At 65.0% G+C, this 20001-nt stretch carries 12 protein-coding genes; 4 read left to right on the top strand and 8 right to left on the bottom strand.

All coding sequences use genetic code 11. The features are described from left to right. The 8 genes from ABFE16_19995 to ABFE16_19960 all read right to left on the bottom strand — a co-directional run. A partial coding sequence (locus ABFE16_19995) for a non-reducing end alpha-L-arabinofuranosidase family hydrolase (protein ID MEN6347582.1) occupies positions 1-973 on the bottom strand: 973 nt, incomplete at its 3' end. A gap of 70 nt (positions 974-1043) precedes the next feature. Next, positions 1044-2123, bottom strand: a complete 1080-nt coding sequence (locus tag ABFE16_19990) for a glycoside hydrolase family 172 protein (GenBank protein MEN6347581.1) — start codon at positions 2121-2123, stop codon at positions 1044-1046. Between the two features lie 107 nt (positions 2124-2230). After that, the gene (locus ABFE16_19985) at positions 2231-3451 is read right to left on the bottom strand and encodes an FAD-dependent oxidoreductase (protein MEN6347580.1); all 1221 of its coding nucleotides are present in this window, start codon (positions 3449-3451) and stop codon (positions 2231-2233) included. A 109-nt stretch (positions 3452-3560) separates the two neighbouring features. Further along, positions 3561-6332 carry a laminin B domain-containing protein gene (locus ABFE16_19980; GenBank protein ID MEN6347579.1) on the bottom strand — a complete coding sequence of 924 codons (2772 nt, stop codon included), beginning with the start codon at positions 6330-6332 and terminating at the stop codon, positions 3561-3563. 154 nt (positions 6333-6486) lie between these two features. Further along, the gene (locus ABFE16_19975; protein ID MEN6347578.1) at positions 6487-7524 is read right to left on the bottom strand and encodes a uroporphyrinogen decarboxylase family protein; all 1038 of its coding nucleotides are present in this window, start codon (positions 7522-7524) and stop codon (positions 6487-6489) included. Positions 7525-7606: 82 nt separating this feature from the next. Beyond that, a complete protein-coding gene (locus ABFE16_19970; protein ID MEN6347577.1) occupies positions 7607-11728 on the bottom strand; it encodes a beta-galactosidase in 4122 nt (1373 codons plus the stop codon). A gap of 86 nt (positions 11729-11814) precedes the next feature. After that, entirely contained in the window at positions 11815-13020 is a 1206-nt protein-coding gene (locus ABFE16_19965) for a M28 family metallopeptidase (protein ID MEN6347576.1), read from the bottom strand. An 84-nt stretch (positions 13021-13104) separates the two neighbouring features. Next, complete coding sequence (locus ABFE16_19960) at positions 13105-15543, bottom strand: glycosyl hydrolase-related protein (protein MEN6347575.1); 2439 nt, start codon at positions 15541-15543, stop codon at positions 13105-13107. Between the two features lie 638 nt (positions 15544-16181). Between ABFE16_19960 and ABFE16_19955 the strand changes: the two genes are divergently transcribed. The 4 genes from ABFE16_19955 to ABFE16_19940 form a co-directional block, all read left to right on the top strand. Then, entirely contained in the window at positions 16182-16385 is a 204-nt protein-coding gene (locus ABFE16_19955) for a ferredoxin (protein MEN6347574.1), read from the top strand. Positions 16386-16505: 120 nt separating this feature from the next. Next, the gene (locus ABFE16_19950; protein ID MEN6347573.1) at positions 16506-17303 is read left to right on the top strand and encodes a hypothetical protein; all 798 of its coding nucleotides are present in this window, start codon (positions 16506-16508) and stop codon (positions 17301-17303) included. A gap of 57 nt (positions 17304-17360) precedes the next feature. Further along, entirely contained in the window at positions 17361-19376 is a 2016-nt protein-coding gene (locus ABFE16_19945; GenBank protein MEN6347572.1) for a hypothetical protein, read from the top strand. A 95-nt stretch (positions 19377-19471) separates the two neighbouring features. After that, on the top strand, positions 19472-20001 hold a 530-nt coding region (locus ABFE16_19940; protein ID MEN6347571.1), incomplete at its 3' end, for a hypothetical protein.

The following is a 20001-nucleotide window of genomic DNA, read 5'->3' as shown; positions in this document are numbered from 1 at the left end:
TGCCCTGGAAGACCATGCACAGGTGCTGCGGATTTACCGGCATCCTCTCGTCGTTGCGCTCCCGGACCAGTTCGCCATGACTGAGGTTGTCGGTCCACGGCGCCACACCCGGTGCGGGACGCACGTTGGCCCATCCCGCGAAGGGCTTGTCAGCCGTGTCGGCCAGGGGCTCCCAGGGCCCGTCCAGTCGATCCGCGAGGTACGCCTTGTAGTACCGCCTTCCCCCGGGATTCGCCTCGATGATCGTGAGGTACTTGTTTGCTCCCGTGAGCAAGTAGGTGTGGCTGGCCTCGAAGATGTCTCCCTGAAGGGCGATCTGAGGGTCCCTGAAGCCTCGTGGGAAGTCCTCCAGCCTGGTCCACATCCGCCACATCTTGCCGTTGTTGGTGGTGTAGAACAGATAGGCACGCTGGTCGTCGCAGATGATCCAGTAGTCGAGGCCGCCTTCCGGTCGCGGGTCCTCCTCGTCGCCGCTGAGGATCGGTTGCGCCTTCGTCCAGGAAGCGGGATCGCCGATCTGAGTGGTCGTGGAGTAGGCCACCCACATCCTCTTCTGGCCGGGGACGCCCACCTGATAGACCATGTACCACTTCTCTTGCGGACGGAAGTAGAAGACCTGCGGTGCGCAGTAGTACTTGCTGTCCGAGACCTTCAGAACCGTGCGCGGCGCGCGGTTCGCTTCCTCCCAGTCGGCGAAGCTGCAGTACTCCATCGGCGTGGTCTGGCCACATTTGATCGTCATGAAGACGTGCCATCGGCCCTCGAAGAACACGATGCTCGGGTCCTTCTGGGCGCAGCTCTGGTCCGTGGTGCGGGCCTCGGGACCTAGCAGCGGTGCGGTATACTCCCACTCAGCGGGGAGTGTGAAGCTGGTGTTCATGGCCCCTCCTTGGGCTCGATTCGACTCCTCCTGGGCGCAGCCCTGCGTCGCGCCGATCAGGCAGGCAAGGGCAAGTCCAGCCAGGTACCACATGGTGTGGGCCTCCCTGCAACCCTTCTCTGTCATCGCAGCCAGGGCTTGTCGCCTTGCGCCACCAAGATCGTCAGATGACCTCGAGAGCGTCCTTGTCCGGCAGCGGCGGGAAGGGTGCTGTCGGCAGCGTCTGGTACCAGAAGGCGACGGACGCGATGTCGTCCTGCAGAGGCAGGTAACGACCGCCGCTGCGCCAGCCGAGAGCCTGAATCGTGACGCGCAGGTCCTGCTCGAAGCGGATCGGATCCATGATGTGCCAGCGGTAGAGGCCGAAGCGCTGCTGCGACTGGTACACACCGTCAGGACGAAGGACCTGGGGCAGGCCGCAGTAGGGCGTGGTGAACTCCTGGTACTGCTTGGCCTCGCGGTTCTCGAAGTTATACGAGCCGCAGAAGTAGTCTTCCGTCCCTGTGCCGCAGATGGTGGGGAACTCGCCGTCACCGTCCATGTAGAACTTGATCTCGCCCTCACCCCACCAGCCCGTGTTGTTCACTCCCCAGGCCATGTACGTGCCGACGTACTGCCCCTGTCCGCGCACCCCGTCGAGGAGGGTGTAGACCTCCTTGTACGGCAACGGATTCGTGCGGCGGAACTGCGCGTGCAGGTAGGCGGCATCCTCGGGGACATCGGTGAGGGTGTAGTCAACCTGCCAGTAGACCGTGATGGGCTCCACGGCGATGTTCTCCAGCGTCATACGACAACGCTTACGGAAGGGCATCTCCCAGTAGCAGTTCAGCGCGCTGCCGGGATTCACACAGACGGGCAGCGAGTTCACCATCGCCGGTCGGCACCAGCCGTTGGCGAAGAAGTCACCGATGGGGCACTCGACCGAGGGCTGTTCCTGGTCGTCCCAGTAGATGCGCAGGATCGAGAAGCGCCAGTGGCCGGTGGGGCAGATCCAGAGGTGCTGGAGGGCACCGCTGTCCTGGATGTCGGCGAGGGTAAGCGTCTCCCCGGGCGCGATCCGCATGGAAGGGGATACCTTCCAGCCCTGGCCGAGGTCTCGGGCGCATCCGGCGCCGGTGCCCTCGGTGGCCATACCTCCTGCACCCTTCTCGCCTGTGAAGTTCTCTGCACTGATGGAGCGCGTCTTTGCCTTCGACAGCAGCGACAGATTGCCCAGGCCCATGCCTAACCCATTGAAGGCCATCGGTCGAACTCCTTTCGACTCGTCGGCTTAAGATTGCGTCTGACGGCTATCTCGTCGTGACGGCGCTGTCCGGTCTGGAGCTCCGCGCGGCAAGGCACGGCGCAGCCTCAGGCGTGGATCACATAGCCGGCGCTGCCCATCTGAGCCTGCAGTTCACGAACAGGGATCTCCTGTACGGCGCAGGAGTGCTTGATGGCGAGACTCGCTGCCCGGCCTGCGGCCTCACCCGTCATGGCCGAGGGGGCGATCAGTCGGCACAGGTAGCGGCCGTACCCGCTGCCCGAGGCGATGCGGCCCGCCGCCAGAACGTTGGGCGCCGTCTCTGAGACCAGAATCCGGTACGGGAACTCCATGACGAAGCTAGCCGGACCCTCCTCCGCGAAGCAGCCGATCGAGTCATCGAAGCGGGCATCCTTGTCGTCATCGGAGAGTGTGTACTGGCCGACGATGTGCCGGGTGGTCCGGTACTGCGCCATCGAGGGAAGGGTGATGACAGTGGTCTCCTTCCTGTCGGACTTCGCCAGGTGCTCGCGCAGCATCTTCCTTCCCTCAAGGAGGAACCGTGTCACGTCCTCTGCCCGGAGGCCGCGGAAGAGCTGCATGCCCTCCGGGTGTCCCGTGCCGTCCGCGAAGGCGCCCAGGCAGAGGGGCTGCACAGACTTCGCGACATCGCCCGCCGAGGCGGCCTTCGCCTGGGCTGTGAGGCTCGTGGCATGAGCCCAGTAGCTCAGCCAGTTGTCCTCCTCCACACAGGGAGCGCCAAGCCGCGACATCAAGTCGGCGTCGCCGCTGGCGTCGATGAAGGCGCGGCCCCGATAGCAGGACCGGCCGCACTTACCCTCAACCATCACCCCGGTGCACCGGCCGCCTTCCATGACGGGCGCGCAGAACAGCGTATCAAACAGCAGGTCAACGCCTTCGTCCTGAATCAGCTCATCGAGCGCAACGACGAAGGCCGGGGCCGAGAAGCGTGTCTGATAGCGTCCGGTCGGCGGGACGGAGGGATCTGGGTTCTCCTGCGCCCAGTGAGGCGAGAGCGTCCCGTACCCGTACCTGATCGAGCGATGGAGAAGCTCACGGGACATCCCGCCGACAAGGCGGCGTCCCCGTGAGTCATCGAGAGGAGGGTTGTAGTAGACGACCAGCCCCATGGTTGCCAGGCCGCCGAGTACCACGCCCTTCTCGATCAGCAGCACGCTCATGCCCGAGCGTCGGGCCGCGACGGCTGCACTCACACCGGCCACGCCGCCGCCGACGACGATCACGTCGTACTCTCCCCGCACAGGGATGCTGTGGGTCTCCGTCACGAAGGCAGAACTCGTGTCCATGTCTGGCCTGGCTCCTTTGGCACGCCACGCGGCGCCCTGAGCAGATGAGCTTGCTCCGCGATGGCGGGATGGCTTGGCAGTCACAGCATACCCCCGAGTCGCGACGACGTCACTTCCCGGGCTGACAGAACGAGACGTTGTCCAGACTGCCGACCTCAGCGCCCCAACGGAACTCGCCCCGAAGACGGACCGCCGTCAGGCTAGTGAGGACCGCGCGGAACTCCTCGGCGCTGACAGGCTCTCCACCAATCGCACCCTTCGTCCAGCCCTTCTCGGTCAGCGGAACGCTGAAAGTCTGCCACTGGTCAGTGGGGTTGTCGGGCTGGTTGTAGACCAAGACGAGCCCGCCGCCGACCAGCACGACGTCAGCCTCGTCCAAGGACTCGCCTCCCTCGGACTTGAGGTCATAGCGCAGGCTGCCACCGTAGAGGTCGGCATGGTCGCCCAGGTACCCCTCCGGGGCCTGCCAGAAGAAGTTGCCTGTGCCCGGGTCTGCGCTGCACACATAGCCGTCCGGATGTCCGCCCGTGGGTCGGTAGTCCGGCGCCTGCCGGCTAAGGATGGCGTCGTAGGGGCCGTTGTCGCTGAGGCTGACGACCTGCCAGCCCTCATCGGCGCTGTCGAAGGCACTGGTGGCGGGTACACGGGCGAATCCTGTGGTCGCCGTCGCGGGCTGGAAGGCAGCCAGGTTGGCGGTCCCCGTCCACTCCACAGGGCAGGTCTGGGCTTCGGACTTCAGGCTGGTCATCTCCCCGCCACTCGTCAGGGTGCCGGTGTACTCCACGCGCTTGTCGATCGGTACACGCTCAAAGGAAGCGGCGACGAGCTGGTCCGCGACCGGCGCCCGGAGCAGGTCCAGCGCGACACTCCCGGCGTCGGTGCCACTGATGGTCACCGTGTACTCCTGGTTCGCGGGCAGCAGATACATCTCGACTTCCCCGACGATCCCCGGCTCTGCCCCCGGTATCTCATTGACGAGTTCGCCCTTCACGAGACCGGTGCGTCGCCCCTGGGCGTCGGTGAAGCAGGCATCCGCCGGGCAACGCAGGATGGCCATCCACCGCTTGCTCTCGTGGAGCGCGTTGACCGCAGTGTAGGCAATTGCCTTGAGCTGCGGGCCAAGCGCGTTTGCCATGTCCACGGAGATCTCGCGCCAGACGCGGTGTGCCCCGATCCAGTGCCCAACCGCCCAGTCGTACCCCATGTAGCCGGGGTTGGCCCAGGTGTCGCGGTCAACTCGCAGGCTGATCTGCGGCATCGGGTGCGGTTCCTTGACTGCGCTGGCGGGGTAGTTCGGGTCGTAGAGGTAGATGACCGGATCGCGGCCCTCGACCTCGATCAGCTTATAGGCCAGCACGGCATGGCCGATGATGGTGGTCTTGTCACCGGGATCGCGTCCAAAAAACTCAAGGATCGGGCTGAGGCGAGAGGCGTCCAGGGCGTTCTTGACCGCGTTGTAGCAGTCGCGTGGGCTCAGATCGCGCTGCAGGTAGTCGCTCTTCGTCGAGAGTGCCTGGAGCAGTGGGAGCATCTGGGCTCGATGGTAGAGGTTGATGTTGGTCGAAGCCTCTTCGAGGCTCAGGGCGGGAGTGGTCTTGCCCAGCGGCGGAGCCGCGTTGCCCTCGAAATAGAGCCCGGCTGTGGCCGCCATGCCATAGCAGTGCCCGCCGGCTCCGGCCTTGAGGCTACTATCCAGGTACTGCGCCAGGCGCTGGTAGAAGGCGGCGAAGGTCAGCTTCTGCCAGACCTTGCTGTCGGGCACAGACTGCAGGTTGCCAAAGATGGTCGCTACGACCCCTTCGACGAGTTCCTCAGTCTCCCTGTCCTCGTACCCGAAGTTGACGAAGCGGTAGGTGTCCTCGAACCAACTGAAGGCACGTCGGCCATTGTGGGCATAGCGGATACTACACTTGAGGCTCGTCTGGTTGTCGGCCGGGTTGGCGTCCTCTGTGTTGGGACTATACACTTTGACCCACAGCTCGACGTCGGTCTGGTTCTGTCCGCCCAGGTCCCAGGTCGTCCCGGCTGCGATCGAGCCGCCGGCGCCGATACTCCCCACGGCCATCTGCTTTCCGACCGGCTGTGGGGTCGATCCCGCGGGCGAGGCCACGTAGAGCTGGAAGAAGACGTTCTCTGCCGCAGCTGTCGTACTGCGGTTCTCGATCTGCACCGCTACGCTCTGCTGGTCGGCGGACGTCTCGTAGGCCAGGACGGTGTTGTCGCCCGACAGAGTCAGAACGAAGCCCTGCGCGTCCACATGCAGGTCGGGGAGGTCCTTGGCTGCCGTCTCGTCCGTGGGTGTGGCCGGGGGTGGCGTCTGGGTCATGCTTCGCCCCTGCAACTTCGCTGCCCAGAGCTTGGCCACGGCCAGCGTGTCGTCGAAGCCTGTTGCCTCACCGTAGACGTATCCGAATACGCTTCCCGTCTGAAGGTAGTACTTCGGGAACTCCCCTGCCTCGGTGGTGCAGTACAGCGCCGTCAGCCCGCCGAGGTCCACCCTCTTGTACGGCCCACCGGGCGGCTCGTTGGCCTCCTGATCCTTCATCCGCAACTCGGCGACCTTGGGGTTGGCGAAGACCGCTCCCTCGACCTGGATGGTGGTGTTGTTGCCCTTCCAGATCTCCTCGTGAAGGAACACGTAGTCGAAGTCCTTGCTGGTCAGACCGTCCGGATCGCGCCCGGCGCGGTACCAGTGGCCATCGTCCCAGTAGTAGGCCGGCGACCGCCGCTCCTCGTCGTGGACATGGTAGGGCGCCGGGAGCTCCTGCTGGCGCATCAGGTAGCGTTCAGGGGTGAAACCGGCCTGCCCCCAGACGGCCGAGGCCGCTGCTAGAGTGACCAAGAACATCAGAGCTGCAACGCGAGTGGTGCGATTCCTCATTACCGGTGGGGTCCTTTGCTTGCGGAGTGCTAACGTCTGGATCTGGCAGTGTGCCCAGAGGGTGTCACTTCCCCTTGAGACAGGGGAGGCGTGAGCTTCGCAAGTCAGCCAGACCTGACCTCCTCTCGCTCCGGGCCTGTCGGGCACTTGTGCCCTAGAGGCCGCCCATCTCCCAGGCAGCCTCGTACATCGCCACGATGTTCTCCGGCGGGCTGATGGACTGGAGATTGTGACACGGCCCCAGGATCAGTCCCGGCCCCAGGATGCGGAGGTTGTCCTCGACCTCGCGCCGGACGTCCTCCACTGTCCCGAAGGGCAGGGTCTGCTGGTTGTCCATGGCACCGTGGAAGGTGATCAGGTCACCGTACTTGCGCTTCAGAACCTCGCGATCCATGCCCTTGCACCGCCACTGCACCGGGTCCAGCACATCCATCCCGATCGAGATCATGTTCGGGATGTTCTCCGCACATGCTCCGTCGCTGTGGTGGAAGGAGAAGGCCCCCGCGGAGTGTACCAGGTCATTCATGCGCTTCATGTGTGGCAGGAAGAACTCCTCAATGTGTCGCAGCGAGATGATGAGGCCCTCCTGCGAGCCGTAGTCCTCGGCCACCCAGGTCCACAGGACCATGCCGGGGATCGCCTCGTAGATGCGCTCGGCGTTGGTGTAGCACAAGTCATACAGCTTCCCCAGGCAGTAATGGACCATATCCGGCTTCTCGAGGAGATCGAGGTAGCCTTGCTCCACGCCTCGCAGCCACTTGTAGGTGGCGAAGGGCTCCGAGATGCCGCCTCGGATGACCTGGTCCTCCTTGCCGACGATCTGGGCCGGGATGCCCGAGTAGTCCCACCAGTCACGGCTGGGCCACTGGTAGCTCTCCTCGATTTCGGCCACGGTCTCATACTGTGCCAGTGGGTGACGGACGGCGTTCCGGTACGCTCCGCCGGCGTACTGCGTGTTCACGTAGCCGATCCCGAAGACGTCCTCCTCAGGCGGGAGGTCCGGACCAACATACCGTGGGCCGACGTCCACGATGCGGTCAAGGTGCAGGCGCTCGTGGACTTGGTCGAGGGTCTCGCAGCCCAGGTAGTCGATGAGTTTGCGCGTGGCCTCGGGCGTCGCCCGGTAGTCCACCGGGATGCGATCGGCAGGTTCGTGGCGAAGCGTCGCAAGCCAGCGCTCTCGTGGCGTCATGGTCTCCTCGCCGGGAAGGTTGGCTGTCAACTGTCAGCAGTTGAGGACCAAGGGCATACGCTCTATGTCCAAAGCAGCAGGTTCATCGAGCCGCGACCTGCAGATTTGCGGTTGCGCTCACGCCGGTGGCCGCGTCGGTGGCGACCAGCTTCCACGCGCCCGGGGTGTCATCCAGGGCCAGGTCGAAGGTCGCGTCGCCGCGTCCAGGCTGGGCGTCCGGGCCCTTGCCTGTGAGGAGGTTGGCGGCATACCACGGGCGCTCCTTGCCGTCCGGCCCGAACACCGAGAGACGGACGCAGTGCGCAGCGGGTTGCCCCTTGAGCACCAGCCGGAGGCTGCAGTGCACCGGCATCCCGACTGTGGCGGTCGCAGGTGCCTCCACAGTGAGCCCGTCCAGTCGGTACGGCAACAGGGCATAGAGCTGCGCAACGCCGGGTGTGAGCTGACTCTCGACCGTCTCCGTCTCTCCCAGGTACCGGCCTGCCAGCACGTCATAGACATGCTGGCGTGCACCGAAGTGGAGGGTGACGGGTCGAGTCACCGGGCGCCGGTCGGGATGGTTGGTGTACTCGATCGGCTCCAGAGGAAGGGATTGGATGATGCCGACGTACTCGGCACCGCCCTGGGCGAAACGTGAGATCTCCACCTGCGGGGCGTCAGGCGTGACGGTGACCCTCGGGCTCACTCCCGCACGAGCCATCAGACTGCGGAGAAACTCACGGTAGCCGGCGCCTTCCGTCCAGCCCGCAAACTCGGCAGCGGAAGTCTTCGGCAGCGAGAGATAGCTCTTGAGCGAGAAGTTCAGCAGGATCGCCTGACCGCGGTCCACCTTGTTGTTGAGCAACACCGGGATGCCCGCGATCTGGCTCGCACCTGTGCCCGCGACAGCGGTGTCACAGGTCACGGGGCCAAGACGGATGCCGCCCAGAGTGAGATCGCCGTTGCCCGCCGTGAAGGGTCCGGTCAGCCGGGCATCAAACAGGTCGGCCAGCGGCCACGCGTCGTAGGGCTTGCCGTGCTCGTCGGTGATCCCGGGGCGAAGGTCGGCGATGACGGTGCCGCCTCCCGAGACGAACTGCCGGATCGCCTTGATCTCGGCCTGCGACAGCGCCAGTGTGCCGGGCAGAAAGAGTACCTTGAACTCCCCGGTGCTGAGCGCGCCCGCCACGAGCTGTGAGCCGGACAGCACCCGCGCCTCCAGGCCCGTGTCATGCAGTATCTTCACCACGCTGTTGAGCGTGCTGTCGAGATCCGGGAAGCCGTCGGTCGCTGTGCCCACGTGCAGGCTCGGGGTCGACCACAGCAGCGCAAGGCCGTCGTGCTGGCGTCGGGCGTTCATGAGCAGCTTACCGGGCCCCTGCTTGATCCGCGCTACCTCCTCGCAGGCCGCCCCAAAGAACGGGTACAGCGAGACGTCGTAGGCCATGACTGCGCCGGGGCTGCCATAGCCGCACCAGACCCAGAAGCTGTTGGCGCCCTTGAAGAGTGTCCGCCAGGGAAACCAGCGCATGAAGGGCTCATTGCGATTGCCTGGGTAGCCGCCAAACCACCCTGCCCCCAGGAGCATGTTGGGCGAGGCGAAGTCCTTCACCGCGAGCGACAGGAAGTCGCGGTAGTAGATGTTGTTGAGGTCCATCGCCCCGGCGAGCTTCCAGTAGTCCGCGGCACTCCAGGTGCTGACGTGGGTGTCCGAACCCTCGTAGCCCACCCGGGCATGGGGCACGACCTCCTTGATCACGCCCCGCGAGTAGTCATGGATGCCTGCCCACACGCTGTCCATGTGCAGACGATGGTCGACCCACGGTACCAGGTTGCCCGCCTTTTTCGCCTCGACCAAGGTCTGGGGCTTGACCTCGCTCCAGTCGGCGAAGTGGCTGCCCCACTCCGCATTGAGAGCGGCCACTGTGCCATAGGTCTCGCGGGCCCAGCGCCGGAAGTCCTCGACGCAGGTATCCGAGAAGCACAGGTCAAAGCGACCGGAGACGAACAGGTTCTCGTCGCCCAGGGTGAAGTCGGACACCCCGTAGCGCAAGCCACGTGTCGCGACCTTCGTGAGGTCCTCGCGCACCTTCGCACGGTAGGCCGGGTCGGTAAGGCACGGCGTGCGCACCAGGTCCTCCGGCTGCCGCGTGGGCTTGGGCTGGTACCAGTCGGTCTTGGAGTCGGTGAAGCGCGTGGCATAGGGAAGCCATCGCTGGTTGGCATAGGGACCGTAGCCGACGTTGCCGCCGTCGTAGAACGAGTCCACGCCCTTGCGGCTGAACTCCTCGGCCATCATGGGCCCGACGTAGTCGTTGGGGTAGCCCATCCACATCACGTACTGAATCTCGTCGCGGGGGTAGGCGAGGTTGTTGATGCCGAAGTCCGCACGACGGGTGTCGAGCAGCCGGCCATCCTGGAGCAGTTGAGCCTCCAGCCAGCCCATGATGGTGATCATCCGCGGCATCGGGAGGCGGAAGCCACTCTCGCCGGCGGCGACCGGCTGAGTCTGCTCAGCCACCAGACGCCCGTGCAGGTCTCGGGCAAGGAGACGTACCGAAAGCCCGGTGCCGGGTCCCTCGACGGTGAGCTTACCGGCCAGGGGTTCCTGCAGCGCAAAGCTCTCCTGCGCAAGGCTGAAGGCGCCAAGGCGTGTGGGGCTCTCGACCTGCAAGCCGATGGTCCCGAAGCCGGTGACTTTGCCGTCAGACTGCGTCCACAGGTTGGCGAAGGCCTTCCCTGCCGGAAGCGCGGGCAGTGAGACCTCAAGCGAGTTAGCGCCCGCCTGGAGGCTGATCGCCTGTTGCCGCTGGGCCACGGGGCGTCCGTACTGGTCGCGCAAGTCCACTATCAGGGTCGTCTCCGGGGCAGCCGACGTGGCAGTCAGCGAGACCGGAAGTGTGATGGGCTCGCCGGCGTGTGCGGTGACGGGCGAAGTGCTGGTCACCGCCACCGGCGGCATTTTCCGCGCCCCCCACAGGATCAATCGGGCGGCGTACTCAAGCAGGTAGTCGTAGTCCTGGCGGCAGTACGTCACCGGTCCGGTCGGGGCCGGCGTGAGCATCTGGTGAGAGGGTGGGGAGAAGCTGAGCACACCCAGGCGGCCCCGGCCGAAGGTGGTGGTGCTCAGGGTGTTGCGCAGGAAGGCCTGCACGTCCCTGTGCTTCTCAAAGGCCGGGAGCAACTGGAAGGGGACGCCCTGCGCGATCTCTACGGGTGAGGGCCCAGGGAACTCGAAGCTCGGGTTCGGCAGCAGGTTCCTGTCGTCGCCCACCTTCGTGAGCTGCAGGTCATCGAACCAGACGGTGCCCGGCTGGTAGATGAGCACGTACACGCCGGTGGTGGTGCGAGTCGCGTCAGTCTTGAAGCGGACCTCGGTCCGCTGCCAGTCCGGGGAGACCTTCACCGTTGCCGACGCGGGTTGTGGATAGAGGCTGACGCTGGCGCCGCCGTCCTTGAGGCCATCGGTCTTGGCCCAGGCGGAGAAGACGTACTCGGTATTCGGTTCGAGCTGAAGGGTGCCCGGGCTGTAACCGGCTCGCGGAGACTCCCGGCTGCCACGGGTCGCAGAATCGCAGTGCAGACGGATGGACGCGGAGCCGCTGTGGGCGGTGGCGTAGTCCACGCCACCTTCGAAGACGCCGACGCCGAAGAAGTCTTCAATTCCCTGTGCGCCGCCAGACCATGTCGCCCAGTTCCAGGCAAACTGCGTGCCCTTCAGGAGCTTGTCGAGATACTGGTCGCGGCCCGTGACGACGCCGACCAGGCCCGTGCCTTCCTTCACCTTCTTGAGGATCTCGTACCGGAACTCCATGGGCAGCTTGTCCCACTGGATGTTGCCCAGGACGATGACGTCGTAGTCTTTGGCGAGGTCGCCACGCAGGCGCACGGTCAGCTCATCATAGGAGTTGCCCCGAACCAGGCGCCAACTGGCGTCCACACCGAGGCCGGTCTCCCCGAAGCTGCCGGGGCCGTCCATCGCGAAGACCTTGTAGTCCATCTCCAGGCGCTGGGAAAGCTCAACGACCTCACGCATGGCCTGCCGGTGGGTGATGAACAGCACCTTCGGCGGCGTGCAATAGGGCTTGGCCCAGGCGATATGTGGGGTGACGACCTCCTCGACAGGCTCGAAGAACCGTGCGTCATAGAGGGGACGTTCTCCCTGGGCGAGGGCCGCCGTCAGAGCAAGGACGAGTAGAGCGCCGATCACTGCTAGTCTGTGCATGATCAGGACCTCCCGGGCAGGCAGGAGTACCTAACTGATGAGTTGGTGCCGGAGGTTTCGGCAGCGGGAACGACGAGGCCTTCTCCTCAGCTCGAACCGTCCCTGGCTGCCGAGACCAACTGCTCCAGGACCGCACTGGCCGCCTCGACCGTGTAGGCCATCTCCTCGGGGCTCAGCAGATCGATGCTGTCGTGTGCGGTGTGGATGGGAATCTTGGGGTAGGCGTTGACGAACCAGACGGTCGGCAGTCCAGTCAGGCTGAAGGGCGTGCCGGAGGTCTGGGTCTCAGGCCGGAGTTGCACGCCACACCTCGGGAAGCCCGTGAGCACCCCGAGAAGCTCCTCCCGCAGGGCCCTCGGGAAGTCCATCAGCGTCACTGCCGGAGGGACCGCAGCGGTGCCCACACAGTCGATCTCGACGACCGCTCGCGCCCCTTCGACATCGCCTGGGTGCCGCCGAACGTACTCAACAGCTCCGAGGCAGCCATGGCCCGTGCGTCCGTACTCCTCCGCGCCGTAAGCCACGAAGTGAAGGCCTTGCTTCTGCCGCGGTGAAGCCGCGAACCGCTCGCAGAGCTCCAGAAGCACCGCCGTCCCGGACGCGTTGTCTACAGCACCCGGGACGTCCGCCGCTGTGTCGTAGTGCGCTGCGACCAGAACGTGCTCCTCCGGGTCGCCAGGCACTCGGCCGATCACGTTGTGCCCGATGGACTCGTAGCGACGGGCCTCGAGACGGAGCGTGATACGACTGCCTTGACTTGCTAACAGCACTCCACCCGCCGACCGAGGGACCGCCACCGACGGCGCCCGTGCGAAGGGATCGCGGGTGAGCTTCGTGGAGACTGTCTCCGCGGGACTCACGACGATCAGAGCGGCAGCCCGGCGCTCCTCGGCTGCCAGAAGCGCCGGGTTCCGATCGGCGGTCAAGCTCGAGGCAAGCTGGCCGTGGAGCACCAGCACCTTGCCGTCAAGCTCCGGCGTCAGGTCAAGCTCCTTGAGGCTGCCTGCGCACGCTATCTGGGCCTCCACGTCACAGGCCTCCGAGAAGGTCTGCGCCACCGCCGGCAGGGGCACGCGCCGCCCCTCCTTGAGCATCGTCAGTTGGGGCTCGCCGTGTTCCCAGGCAGGGCACGGGTACTCCTGGACCTCGGTCTCCAGACCACACCGGCGCATGTGCTCGGAGATGTACTCGGTGGCCCGGTCATCTCCCGCCGTTCCGCTCAACCGCGGGCCGATCTCCTCACACAGGACCTGCAAGTGCTTCCAGACGCGCGCCTGGCTCGGCTCCAGCATGAGTGCTACCCCCTTCGGTGCTCGGTCCCCGGATCGCTGACAGCCCGAGTCGTGCCGCCCAGGAAGACGCCGGACACAGCGTGCCTATCGGGCCACGTCGAGGCGGAAGGTGCGGATCTGCCACGGCCGGAAGGCAAGGGGTGTCTCTGCCGGGCCGATCTCCTGGCCACGAAGGTCCACCTCGACCAACTGCGTCCGACCGCCGGTCAGGGCCAAGGAAGCCGTGGCCGATTCGCCCCGGTACTCATACAGCCGGGCGAAGGTCTGCCCACCCTCGGTGAGCAGCGCGGAAAGCACAACGCCGTCGGCGGCAAGGTCCAGCCCCTGCGCCCTTTCGCCCAGGCTTCCGTCGCCCGGCTCAGTCGCAGCGGTCACCGTGGGGAAGGCGTACTCGAGGGCCCTGCGATGCAGGTCAGCCTCACGCCAATCGCCGGCGAAGGGGTATAGCGCGAAGTCGTAGACGAAGGTCCCGGTGAGCATCCGGGTGCCCCAGATGTAGTAGTTGGCGTAGGCCAGCGGCATCGAGAATCCGCCGTCGTCCTCCCTGACCGAGCCCATAGTGCCGCGGTTGAAGACCGCGACGCCGCCGTCGCCGTCAGCCAGAGCCGTCCAGTAGTTGCCCTCCACGTACCGATTCGAGGTCTCAGCCACGGTGAAGGGGAGGTCTCGGACCCCGATCGCAGCCTCAGAAACCGCGGGGAAGAGCTTGAAGCGCAGCTTCTCCTCGTGGACAAAGCCGACGACGGAATCGCGCAGGTTGGTGCTGTCGAGGCCTATCCGCTGCCCGTCAAGGTGGAGCGTCACGCGGAAGTCCAGGCGAGGGCTGTCGGGCGACACGCTCATCTCGGCCAGGTACGGGATGCTGGCGATGACCCCGGCCTCCCGTGCCACCAGCGGACAACCCTCACCGCGGGGCTCGGGCAGGCTCCACACACCGTACGACTCGTGCGGTTCGCCCTCCACGCGGCCTGCGAGCAGGCAGCTTCGGCCCTCCGCCAGGTGTCGGCGACCCGTACGAGCGTCGGTGATGGATCGCACACCGCCTGCGGGGTCCAGCGCAATCTCGAGGAAGGGCGTCTTGATGGTCATGGCGCCGGCGTCCACGGCGATCCCGCTCGCTGCCTCTGCGCAGGAGCCTTCCGACTCGGCACCGACGCTGTACGAGGTGAAGGTCAGGGGTGGCACGTCGGCCGCGAAGCCAAGACGCGCCGTCCGTACACTCCCGTCGGAGTGGCGGTCGGCGGCCAGCGTCACGGACGGCAGGACCTGTCCCTCGTGGCATACCTCGAGGTCCTTCGCAGCACCGCGCGGCAGCCGTACCGTCGTCTCAACCCACTCGCGCCGCGGCCACGACAGCGAGTTGAAGGCGGTCACCTGGGAGATGCCGCCGCTGCCCATCCGAGTAGCCATGAATTCGATCGACTCATCGGCCACCTTCCGTGAGGCCTCCAGTGATGCCGACAGGAAGCTCCGCGCGTCGTCAAGCAGCCCGCAGATCTGCACGTCATGGTGCTGTGCCACGAGCAAGCCCTGCCACCCTTTGCGCAGCCCCTCTTCTCGGGGCGGCGCACCGTACAGCGCTGCCAGGGCGTTCATCCGCTCCGCGGTCAGCACCGCAACCTCGGCCTCGCGACAGACGTTCCAGATCTCGTTGCCGCAGTAGCCCCAGGGCATCCGCACGATGAAGTCGTTGGGCTCGGTGCGCAGCTCGGCATCGGAGGGCGGGAAGAGCTCCGGAAGCTCCTCGAGCAGTACCCAGCGGAAGTCGGGGTTGCCGTCGTAGCGCTGCACGAGCTCCTCTCGACGCAGCTTCGCATCATCTGCACGGGACGCCAGCCGGGGCGTCAGGTGGCCAAACTTCTCAGCAAACTCCTCCAAAGTCATGCTGGCCTGCGGGCTGGGGAAGCGGGTGAGGATCCAGTTGTCCACGGTGGTGCGACCGAACTCGGCGCCCTCACCTTCATAGGTGGGGATGGTCGGGATGCGTGAGCCGTCCACGCCGATCCACCAGCCGGTTGCCGCGTCGAAGGTGGGGTTGTACCCATACATCATGTAGTGCGTACGCATGATCGAGCCCGTGAATCCGAAGCCCACGAGGAGCTGCGGGATCTGGGCGTGCATGGCGTGCTCGCTCATGAGGTAGATCGGGGGCACGCAGCCAAGGTGCTCCTGGTTGGCCCGGAGGGCGTAGCCGATCTGACGGATGTTCGACTCCTCGTTGACGAACACGGACAGGGGTTGGCCGTAAGTGCAGGTGCCGAGTCCGAAGAACCCCTTGTACTGTTGCAGGTAGCCGCGGATCTCGGCGAGCAGCCCGGGATCCTCGTCCGCGAGATAGTCGTAGGTGTACGCCTCGTTCTCGATGCCAATCTTGAAGCCGGGGTAGCGCTCTATCCACGCGATGGAGTCGCGAATGGTCTTGCGCAGCAGATCGCAGCCCCAGAGCACGGCGCCTCCGTGGTCGTAGGTGAGCACATAGGTAGGGTCATGCGGCTCTTGCGTGTTGCTGTCCGAGGGTGTCACTCTGTGCCTCCAGCATGCTGCATGTGTAGGGGAAGCCCCCATTTCGCCCTTGCCGTCGAGCCTCCTCCTCACCCCTCCTGCATCGTCGTCCCCTGGACCTCCTGGCGACGACGGCCGGCCCGGAACTGCCCTCGCCAGAGGTCTGGCCCCGCCCGCAGACCCAAAAAGACGTCGCTATGCCGCCGTCTCAAAACAATGAGTGTATTCGCGAGGCATTATGAAGGAGTTGCCTTTCCAAAACCATAGAATCTAATCAATGAGCGTGAAAGATACTCTCTGCAGTGTTGAACTGGTGTAGCTATAGTGTATACAATGACTACCAGGAGCACCTTGGGTATTCAATGTCGACGGGACAGACCTGAGGCCCGCGTAGACCTTCCTGCTGATCAGGTCGCGCAGGCGAAGCCGGTGTCACGGCAAGTTCGGGAGGGGTCGCACTCCGTCGCTGCCGCCTGCCTCCAACACACCACTCTATCCTCTCCTGGGCCGCGCCTGCGCAGTGTAGAAAGCTGCCGGGGGCGGCCGATTCGTGTCAAGGCAGTCCCTCTGCAACACCCCGCTGCCGGTTCCGTGGAGACATGACCAGCACGACCTGCTGAGGGTCGCGCTGAGAGCAACCAACCTAAGGAGGGATGGCAATGCCACCTGTAGCGATCGACCCGGCGTTGTGCAATGGGTGCCGCCTCTGCTGGCAGACATACCCGAACGCCTTCGGACACGACGGCAACAACATCGCGACGGTCGTGAACCAGACCGCGGCCGCAGCCGTAGCGAACGAGGTGATCGGGGCCTGTCCGGGCGAGGACCCCGATAGCGGCAAGAAGGCGATCTACCGAGTGTGATGGTGCTGGTCGAGTCTACACGGTGCGAGCGGCACGTGGCCTGGCGGCCCTCACTCAGCAAGGGCCGCCAGGCCAGACGACCCCTCGAGCCCAGACTGCAGTCGTGCGGAGGTGGCTAAGATGAAGTGCAGCGCCCTGCTGCTGCTCACCGGTCTGGCAGTCGCCGTGTCGTACCTGTCTGGCTGCTCAGCCTTGGATTGGGGCAACAATGCCCCGACGATCAAGGAGTTCGCCGTCAACGGGACCGAGATCGGCTCTGACGGGCTCGCGACGGGCGCGTCAGCGGATGCCGCGGGGTACGTTGTTGTGGCGCCAGGCGACGCAATACTCGCCATCTGCAAGGGCTTCGACGAGAACGATGACAACCTCACCTATGCCTGGACGGCCACAACGGGCCTAGACGGTTCCGCAGGGCCAGGCGAGACGGTGACCTCGTCGACGGTAGCAGCGTCGGGAGCCGCCACCTCCAGTTCAGAGCAGGTCTTCATCGGCAAGGTGTCGCCTACGGAGGGCGTCTACAGCCTGTCCTGTGCGGTGTCGGATGGCCGTGGTGGCGTGGTGTCGCGCACGGCACATATCCGCGCGACCGCGGCAGGCCTCAACCCGCCTCTTGCACCGGGCCTGGTACCGGCAACTGCGGAGGTTGTCGAGGGTGGGACACTGGACTTCGTCTGTCGGGTCTCTAGCGCGGTCTCCATCGATGACCTGACCTTTGGATTCTTCGCACTGCACGGGAAGATGACCGAGAATGACCAGACGGCGGCCGACAGGAATCTGGCTGTCTACACGGCTCCGCTCCCCGCCGCTGGCCAACCCGCCGGTTCCGCCGCGGGATCCGATACCGTCTACTGCGTGGTCTGTGGCAAGGCCAGCCAGTACGGCGTCGCCATCGCCACCGTGACAGTGAAGGCCCCGTGAACCTCGCCCGTGCTCGTGCTCTTCAGATAACCGTCCAACAGAGGAGTGGGCGCGACCATGAGAAGACTCGCGATCCTGATGCTCTTGCCCTTCACAGTGGGCGTCGCTGTTGCTGCCGGCACGGACAAGGACACGGTAACCGTTACCTTCGGCCTAAGCGCGAAGTCGGACTTCGCCCTCGCATGGCCACCGGATCACAAAGAAACCTACGACGTGGACACCGCGACTGGAACGGTAACCGTCCCAATCGCACTGCGGCTGTACCTCACAACCGTTCCCGAGGGCTACACCCGGGGGGACACCGTATGGGAGAAAACGTACGGGGAGGAACAGCTCACGCCCCAGGGAATCAGAGATGCGCAGGGCGAGATCCAGACGCAGCAGGGCTGGCCAAGGATCTGGATGAAGGACCCGAATGCCCCCACGTGGGACGCCGGCAAGTCGCAGATCATCATGGATCACAACGGGAACCTGGAGACCCTTCTTGGCAGGCTTGCCGGGAAGGAGACGATGTTGAACGGTGCGAGGATGCGGATGGGGAGGCAGAAGCTGTCTGCCGACTTGGGCGGGCTTGCGTTCAAGCTCCGCGTCAGTGTCCTCAAGACAACCGCACCGGATGGCAAGACCTCTGTGACGATGGCAGAGGGCTATCTCGAGTGGGTCCTGCCCGAGGTGACGGTGACGCTGAAGGGTGCGTGCGACAATCAGCAACTAATAACCTTCTCCGTCAAGGCCCCTACCAAGACCCCTTCCGAGGAGGGAACCACCCAGACCAAAGACGTGACTAGCCTCTTCGCCAAACTGGGCTGGCCCGACTACGCACTCACCAGGAGCGTCGGGTACGACCCCGTGGTCGGGGTTGCCGTGCCAAGGAACGGCCCAAAGAGCATGGTGGGCATTGTTGCCTCCTTCGAGGAAGACGATGATAGGCTGGACCGGCCGGACGACTGGCGCCGGATCGGCGTGCTGGGGGGCTACCTTGGCGGATCAGACGAGAACTGGCTCCTAGGCCTTTCCTACAAGATCGGCAGCCGTGCGCACCTGTACGGCGGCGTGGCCTTCGGCAACTCGGACAACAACACCAGCAGCAGCGTGGCCTTCGGCATGGCCTTTTCGGCCGGAGATATCGTCGGCGCGGCCATCAACAAGAAGAGCGAGGACACCACTGCTACCGAGCCAACGAAGGCCAAAGTGGCCCTTGCCCCTGCCTCGACATCGCTGGCACGCAGCAAGCGCGAAGACGAGCTCAAGGGGCCGAGGGTCTGCCTGGTCAGGGGCGCGAACCTGGCTGGGATGGGGGCGGCGGGGCTCCTGGTGGAGGGCGCTAACAGCAGTGCTCGGGCGCTCCAGCCTGTTCCTCTACGCTATGACTGCAGGGCGATAGGGGAGGGTCTCTCCGACGGCACGAAAGTCGTGGGGGCGTGGGGCTGCGATAGGGTCTGGAGCGAGCAGCTGAAGCAGGACGCGTCGAAGCTCTGGTGTTCCCTTCCCCTTAACAAGCTTGAAGGGCAGAAGCCCCGGGAAATGCAGAACTGGATCAATGCGAACGGGGACGGCATTGTGCCGACCACCATCGAACTCCGCCTGAACAACGCACAGGGGCGTTTGGTGACTCCCGATGCCGCCGATGGCCCCCTGGTGCTCAAGAAGGGCATTGTCTACTTCTGCGAGATCGTCCTCCCCGCTGCTAAGCAGGCGCCTCAGAAGACGCCGCCGAGTGGTAAACCACAGCCACAGCCTACCCCCGCGCGAACGCCTACCGGTCCCCAGTGGTGGCTTCGTGGCCAGGCCGAGCCGCGGCCGGGCCAGATGGTCTCCATCGTCATCACGGCCACCAGCGAGAAGAAGGTCGGAATCGGCACACTGCAGTCCAGGTACAGCGTGCCCGCGCAGGTTGATGCCGACGGCTTCTTCGCGGTGCTGCTTCCCCAGCTAGACGAGGGCCAGCCGTACCGGATAGAGATCACCCGTGAGGGTAGCGACGCCCCGTTCGTGGTCGACGGGGTGACGCCTGAGAAGGGCAAGAACCTGCCAATCACCCTTCCAGAGCTTCGCAAGCCTGCGCCGAAGTGAGGGCAGGAACGGAGACACGCGGAGGCGAGACGGTTGCGCTATCCATGTGCGCCGTCAACCCGCAGAAGAACCGGGAGACAAGGGAGTGTGGGAGCATGAGCTGGCTTGGGCAACCGAGAAGGACCGAGACTGGGGAGCAACCTGAGGACTTCAGCAAAGTCGGCGCCGCTCTTCTCCTGAGCGTCGCTCTGGGTCTCGTGCTTGTGGCCATCCAGTCCCGGGTCGTGGGCTGTGGGCTCACTCCGCTCGTATGGGCGCTCTCCTGTCTCGCCGTCGGGGTTGCCGTCGGTTTCCTCTTCGGCATTCCGAAGGCTGTACAGAAGGCGTCCCAACCCGCAGATGCGGCAGCGACAGAGGGAGTCTACCAACTGCGGGTGAACACCAATCTGGAAGAGATCTCAGACTGGCTAACCAAGATCATAGTTGGTGTCGGGCTGGTTGAGCTCAAGACCATACCGCCCTATGTGAACCGCATCGCCGGGGTTCTTGCGTTGGCCATGGGGAACGCAGAGGCCAACCGGGCCTTCGCCCTGGGCGTGATCGTGTATTTCGGAGTAGTTGGATTCCTGTCTGGGTACCTCGCAACGCGTCTGTACCTCGCAGCAGCCTTCGCACGCGCTGACCA

This window comes from Armatimonadia bacterium (assembly GCA_039679385.1).
Lineage (GTDB): Bacteria > Armatimonadota > Zipacnadia > Zipacnadales > JABUFB01 > JAJFTQ01.
This window is presented reverse-complemented; position numbering and strand designations above follow the sequence as displayed.

Coding starts and splice junctions, on each gene's coding strand:
- ABFE16_19985 (MEN6347580.1), bottom strand. CDS start 3,451: ATGGACACGAGTTCTGCCTTCGTGACGGAGACCCACAGCATCCCTGTG.
- ABFE16_19990 (MEN6347581.1), bottom strand. CDS start 2,123: ATGGCCTTCAATGGGTTAGGCATGGGCCTGGGCAATCTGTCGCTGCTG.
- ABFE16_19980 (MEN6347579.1), bottom strand. CDS start 6,332: ATGAGGAATCGCACCACTCGCGTTGCAGCTCTGATGTTCTTGGTCACT.
- ABFE16_19975 (MEN6347578.1), bottom strand. CDS start 7,524: ATGACGCCACGAGAGCGCTGGCTTGCGACGCTTCGCCACGAACCTGCC.
- ABFE16_19955 (MEN6347574.1), top strand. CDS start 16,182: ATGCCACCTGTAGCGATCGACCCGGCGTTGTGCAATGGGTGCCGCCTC.
- ABFE16_19945 (MEN6347572.1), top strand. CDS start 17,361: ATGAGAAGACTCGCGATCCTGATGCTCTTGCCCTTCACAGTGGGCGTC.
- ABFE16_19970 (MEN6347577.1), bottom strand. CDS start 11,728: ATGCACAGACTAGCAGTGATCGGCGCTCTACTCGTCCTTGCTCTGACG.
- ABFE16_19950 (MEN6347573.1), top strand. CDS start 16,506: ATGAAGTGCAGCGCCCTGCTGCTGCTCACCGGTCTGGCAGTCGCCGTG.
- ABFE16_19965 (MEN6347576.1), bottom strand. CDS start 13,020: ATGCTGGAGCCGAGCCAGGCGCGCGTCTGGAAGCACTTGCAGGTCCTG.